The following is a 5,479-nucleotide window of genomic DNA, read 5'->3' as shown; positions in this document are numbered from 1 at the left end:
CGCCCGATCACATTGATCTGCCGCCCCGGCCGGACCGCCTTGATGGCCCGGTTCAGCGACTCCTCGGTGCGCTCCACGAGCAGCCTGGACTCCTCGTCCACGTCGCCGCAGAGATACGTGGCGTTGTTGTCGCCGTGCACACCGTTGATGTACGCCGTGACGTCGAGGTTCACGATGTCGCCGTCGCGCAGCACAGTGGAGTCCGGGATGCCGTGGCAGATCACCTCGTTGAGCGAGGTGCAGAGCGACTTGGGGAAGCCGCGGTAGCCGAGCGTCGACGGGTACGCGCCGTGGTCGCACATGAACTCATGGGCGACCCGGTCGAGTTCGTCCGTCGTGACGCCCGGGGCGATGTGCTTCGCGGCCTCCGCCATCGCCTGCGCGGCGATCCGGCCCGCGATGCGCATGCGCTCGACGGTGTCGGTGTCCTGGATCTCCGGACCGGTGTACGGGGCGGGGCCCGGCTTGCCCACGTATTCGGGGCGGCGGATCCTTCCGGGCACGGAGCGGATGGGAGTGATCTCCCCGGGTGCGAGCAGCGACTGGCCAGACATGTCAGCGAGTCTAACCAGCGAGCTTGGGGCAGCATGGCCCCGAGGGAAGGAGTCGCTGATGGCCCTGTTCAAGAAGCGCACGGTCGGCAAGCCGGGCGAGTGGTACTACTGCCTGGAGCATCACAAGGTCGAGGAGGGCCCCGAGTGCCCGGCCAAGGACCGTTTCGGGCCGTACACCTCCCGCGAGGAGGCCCAGCACGCCATGGACACCGCACGGGAGCGGAACCTGGAGTGGGAGAACGACCCCAAGTGGCACGACGGGGGCACACCGCGCGATCCGGAGGCCTGACCGGGCCACCCGCCCCCCGTGCCCCCGCCCCCGGGCCCCCGCCCCCGGGCCCCCGTTCCTCAGGCTGCGGACGGGCTGGACTCCCTGGCCTCCCGCCTGCGCAGCGCGTCCTCGTCCGTTTCGGAGTCGTAGGTGAGCAGCTTCGGAAGCGCTGCCGTGAGCAGCGCGACCGAGGCCACGCACGCCACACCGCCGCTCCAGATCGCCGACCGCGTCCCCGTCCAGCCCGCCATCGCACCGGCCCGCACCTGGCCCAGTTGCGGGCCCACGCTGTACGAGAGCACCTCGATGCCCGCCAGCCGGCCCCGCAGCTCCTCCGGGATCGTCTGGTTCCAGATCGTGGAGCGGCCCAGTCCGCTGAGCATGTCGCCCGCGCCCGCCACCGCCAGGCAGACCAGCACCAGCCACACATCGCCGAACCACCCGGCCGCCGCGATCGCCAGCCCCCAGACCGCGGCCCCGGACACCACGAACAGCCCGTGCCGCCGCACCCGCGACGTCCAGCCACTGGTCAGCCCCAGCACCAGCGATCCCACCGACCCGGCCGCGTACATCAGGCCCAGCGACCAGTCGGCGTCCAGTTCGTCCGCGAGGAACGGGAAGATCGTGTTCGGGTAGGCGAAGAACATCGCCGCCAGGTCGACCGCGTACGTCCCCAGCAGTACCGGCCGGCTCCAGGCGTACCGCGCCCCCTCGGCGATCCCGCGCAGCGAGGGCTTCTGCCCGTCCCGGGCGGGCGGCGCGGGCGCCAGGCGCAGACAGAGCAGCACGGAGAGGGCGAACGTGGCCACCGTGACCGCGTACGCCGTGGCGTGCCCGGCGTAGGCCACCACCAGGCCCGCCACCGCCGGGCCGGTGATCGCGCCGAACTGCCAGCGCAGCGAGTTCAGCGCGGCGGCCGCGGTCTGCTGCTCGTGCGGCACGATCCGGGCCATCAGGGAGTCCAGCGCAGGCCGCTGGAGCCCGGCGAGCGCGGAGACCCCGGCCGCGACCAGATAGAGCGGCCAGAGCATCGGGCCGGGCAGCGCCGCGTTCACCAGCAGCACGAGGGCGAGCAGCCCCAGCCCCGCCTCGGTGGCCAGGATCACCTTGCGGCGGTCCACGGCGTCCGCGAGCGCCCCGCCGTACAGACCGAAGACGACCAGCGGCACCAGCTCGGCCGCGCCCATCACACCGACGGCCAGCGGCGAACCCGTCAGCTCCTTGATCTGGAGCGGCAGCGCGATCATCGCCATGAAGCTGCCGAAGTACGTCACCAGGCCCTGGACCCACAGCAGCCGGAAGTCGCGGGAAACGCGCAGCGGCGAGAGATCGGGCAGCAGGGCGGCCAGCCGGGCGGCCGGGGACGGAGCAGAGGTCACAGGGGGCCATGCTCCGGCGCCGCGGGGGCCACCGCAACGGAATTTCCGCGGCAGGCCGGCCCCGGGCCGTCACCAGCGGGCAGGAGGCGGCGCCGTCAGCCGGTCGGCGAGCCGGGACAGCCGGTCCCGGAAGCCGCGGCGGCCGCGCGGCGCGGGGGCGCTGTTCTCTCCGGCGGCCGCGCTCACCAGATGCTGCACAGTGTCCAGGTCCACGTCGTCGCCGGTCACCGCGAGCGTCTCATGGGCGAGCCCGCACACCTCCGGGTCGCCGTCGTTCAGCGAGAGCACCGTGGCCCCGGCGCGCCGCGCGTCGTGCACCCGCTCCAGCAGACCCGCACCGGGCCGCTCCGGAGCCACCAGGAGCAGAGTCTCGCCCCGTCCGGCCGCCTCGATCCGGCCCAGACCGACGGCCAGATGCGCGGGGCCGCCCGGCTCCACCCGGTGGCGTACCAGGGTGGGGGCCAGCTCCGGCAGCCCGGACCAGGTGGACTCGTCGACCAGATGGGCCGCCAGGTGCCACGGCTCGTACGCCGCCGTCCCCACCAGCAGCAGACCGCCGCCGTGCGGGACGACGGAGGACCGCAGCGCCCCGGCGAACCGCCGGGTGGCGGCGGGCCACTCGGTCCCGGCGAGCACTTCACGGAGCAGGGCCACGCGTACGGCATCCATGGCCCGGCATCTTGCCCGAGGAGGCCTGCCCGGCACCGGAGAACGGCTGCGAACCAGCCGAACGGGGAACAAGGGGTGACACCGGGTCCTGCTCCGTGGCGGGCAGTAATGTCGGAGCCATGACTACGAATGGCAGTGACAGCGCGGCCAAGCCCCCCGCCAAGGACCCCTGGGACCTTCCCGACGTCTCCGGGCTGACCGTCGGCGTGCTCGGTGGCACCGGACCCCAGGGGCGCGGCCTCGCCTACCGGTTCGCCCGCGCCGGGCAGCAGGTGATCATCGGTTCCCGGGCCGCCGACCGCGCGAAGAGCGCCGCCGAGGAACTGGGCCACGGCGTGGAGGGCGCGGACAACGCGGAGTGCGCCCGCCGCAGCGACATCGTGATCGTGGCCGTGCCGTGGGACGGCCACGCCAAGACCCTGGATTCGCTGCGGGAGGAACTCGCGGGAAAGCTCGTCGTCGACTGCGTCAACCCGCTCGGCTTCGACAAGAAGGGTGCCTATGCGCTGAAGCCCGAGGAGGGCAGCGCCGCCGAGCAGGCCGCCGCCCTGCTGCCGGAGTCCCGGGTCACCGCCGCCTTCCACCACCTCTCGGCGGTGCTGCTGCAGGACGAGACCATCGAGGAGATCGACACCGATGTGCTGGTGCTGGGCGAGGCCCGCGCCGACACCGACCTCGTACAGGCACTGGCGGGCCGGATCCCCGGCATGCGCGGCATCTTCGCCGGACGGCTGCGCAACGCGCACCAGGTCGAGTCGCTGGTCGCCAACCTGATCTCGGTCAACCGCCGTTACAAGGCGCACGCCGGGCTCCGCACCACCGACGTCTGAACCGGGCCGGCCACCACCGGCGTCTGAGACGGCCCGGCCACCACCGGCGTCCGGGCCGGGCCCGTCACCACCGATGTCCGAGCCGGCCCGGCCACCACCACCGACGGCCGGGCCGGGCCCGTCCGCGGACCCACCCTGCGGCGAGCGAAAAGGGGCATGGGGGACACTGGACGGGACCGTGCATCACCCCCGACAGGAGCCGCTCCCCATGCCCCGACTCGCTCTCTACGCCATCGCCGTCTGTGTCCTGGCGGTCGTCGCGGCCGTGATCTCGTTCGTCCAGGGCAGCCTGCTCGGGATCGTCTGGGTGCTGCTGGCCGGGCTCTCGTCGAACATGGCGTGGTTCTACCTGCGTCGGCAGCGGGCACGTACCGCCGGACAGTGACGGGCCGGTTCGCCGGTCACGGGCCGGCCGCGCAGACCGGATACTCCTCGTTCCAGTTCTCCCAGAACCGGTAGGCGGCGCGGCCGCACTCCGTGTCCAGGCCGCTCACACCCAGTGAGTCCAGCACGCCGCGGACCAGGTCGAAGAAGACATGGTTGACCTCCGGGACCCACAGCACGGCGAACACCGCGAGCAGCCCGAACGGCTCCACCTGGCGCCGGATCCGGTGCGACAGCCAGGGCTCGACCACCCCGTACCCGTCCAGCCCGGGGACCGGCAGGAAGTTCAGGATCGCCGCAGTGACCTGGAGCAGCGCCAGGAACGCCAGCGCGTACCGGAACTCCTTCGGGACGCCGTCCAGTGCGTCCGGCCAGAACGGCGCCGTGCACACCAGCGCGAACAGCACATTCGTCAGCGGGCCCGCCGCCGAGATCAGGCTGTGCCTCGGCGCCCCGGATCCGCCCCCGCTCGATGAAGACGGCACCGCCGGGCAGCCCGATCCCGCCCATGATCACGAACAGCACCGGCAGCACGATGCTGAGCAGGGCGTGCGTGCACTATCAGAGGGTTCAGGGCCAGATATCCCTTCGCGCCGACGGAACGGTCGCCGCGGTGCAGGGCACTCCTGGCGTGTGCGTAGTCGTGCAGACTCAGCGAGACGATCCAGCCGGCCGTCACGAGCAGGAAGACGACGAGTCCGCTGTTCGAGCCGAACCCTGTCCAGATGGCTCAGCCGGACAGGGCCATGACCGCGACCAGTCCGAGGAACACGGGGCTGACGCGATGTTCTGCGGCAATGGGGCCAGCGATATCGGGCCGACAGTATCGTCGGACGGCCGAGCTCTCTGCCGACGGGTATGCCGTGGAGATCTTGGCCGGGGACGCGTGGGGGCGCGATGCCGGCGTCGCAGGTCGGATCATACGGGTATGAGAAGCCGTATGCGTTTGTCCAGCACTTCGTTCTGCCAGGCCCAGGTCATCGTATCGGCGATTCCGTCACGGCTGATGATCAGCCCATCTCGCACCTGCCAGTAGACGATGCCGCAGAAATCGAGCGGGAAGATGCCTCGTTCGTCGTGGAGGGTGCCCGTCAACCGCCACTCCCACATGATGTGTTCGCCGTTCGCCACCACCCGTCCCACCGCGAGCCGGTGATCGGGAATCATCGACAGCACCCGGCCTACCCGCTCGACCAGTTCCGCCTGCGGAATGAGCTTGACCGGCTGGCCGCTGCCGCCCATCTCGGTGAGCTCCGGGGCGAAGTCCGCGACGGCCGAGGCGTCATGTTCGTTCCATACCCGGCGCACGTACTCGTCGACAACGTGCCGCATGCTCACCTTGGTGCCGCTCATGCGACGCCCCCGTCCAGCCGGACCTGCGGGCCGGGGTAG

At 71.7% G+C, this 5,479-nt stretch carries 7 protein-coding genes and 1 pseudogene; 3 read left to right on the top strand and 5 right to left on the bottom strand.

Features of this window, described 5'->3' with window-relative positions; all coding sequences use genetic code 11:
- The coding region (locus ACWCQ6_RS35445) for a M24 family metallopeptidase (protein ID WP_451096382.1) at positions 1-554 on the bottom strand (554 nt) is incomplete at its 3' end.
- Positions 555-612: 58 nt separating this feature from the next.
- Here ACWCQ6_RS35445 and ACWCQ6_RS35440 point away from each other — a divergent pair.
- Positions 613-843 carry a hypothetical protein gene (locus ACWCQ6_RS35440; RefSeq protein ID WP_072483357.1) on the top strand — a complete coding sequence of 77 codons (231 nt, stop codon included), beginning with the start codon at positions 613-615 and terminating at the stop codon, positions 841-843.
- Positions 844-902: 59 nt separating this feature from the next.
- Here the strand turns inward: ACWCQ6_RS35440 and ACWCQ6_RS35435 are convergent, their stop codons facing one another.
- Positions 903-2,204, bottom strand: coding sequence for an MFS transporter (locus ACWCQ6_RS35435; protein WP_451096380.1), 1,302 nt, complete (start codon positions 2,202-2,204; stop codon positions 903-905).
- Between the two features lie 69 nt (positions 2,205-2,273).
- The gene (locus tag ACWCQ6_RS35430) at positions 2,274-2,873 is read right to left on the bottom strand and encodes a hypothetical protein (RefSeq protein WP_451096378.1); all 600 of its coding nucleotides are present in this window, start codon (positions 2,871-2,873) and stop codon (positions 2,274-2,276) included.
- A gap of 119 nt (positions 2,874-2,992) precedes the next feature.
- Here ACWCQ6_RS35430 and npdG point away from each other — a divergent pair, with 119 nt between their 5' ends.
- Both npdG and ACWCQ6_RS35420 read left to right on the top strand, forming a co-directional pair.
- Positions 2,993-3,703 carry an NADPH-dependent F420 reductase gene (gene npdG / locus ACWCQ6_RS35425; protein WP_451096376.1) on the top strand — a complete coding sequence of 237 codons (711 nt, stop codon included), beginning with the start codon at positions 2,993-2,995 and terminating at the stop codon, positions 3,701-3,703.
- A 208-nt stretch (positions 3,704-3,911) separates the two neighbouring features.
- Positions 3,912-4,088 carry a hypothetical protein gene (locus tag ACWCQ6_RS35420; protein ID WP_451096374.1) on the top strand — a complete coding sequence of 59 codons (177 nt, stop codon included), beginning with the start codon at positions 3,912-3,914 and terminating at the stop codon, positions 4,086-4,088.
- Between the two features lie 16 nt (positions 4,089-4,104).
- Here the strand turns inward: ACWCQ6_RS35420 and ACWCQ6_RS35415 are convergent.
- Together ACWCQ6_RS35415 and ACWCQ6_RS35410 are read right to left on the bottom strand one after the other, a co-directional pair.
- Positions 4,105-4,835 (bottom strand): annotated as a pseudogene (locus ACWCQ6_RS35415) (site-2 protease family protein).
- Positions 4,836-5,005: 170 nt separating this feature from the next.
- On the bottom strand, positions 5,006-5,440 hold the full coding sequence (locus ACWCQ6_RS35410) for a nuclear transport factor 2 family protein (protein WP_451096372.1): 435 nt from the start codon (positions 5,438-5,440) through the stop codon (positions 5,006-5,008).
- Positions 5,441-5,479 lie beyond the last annotated feature (39 nt).

The sequence above is a fragment of the Streptomyces sp. NPDC001880 genome (assembly GCF_053594575.1).
This window is presented reverse-complemented; position numbering and strand designations above follow the sequence as displayed.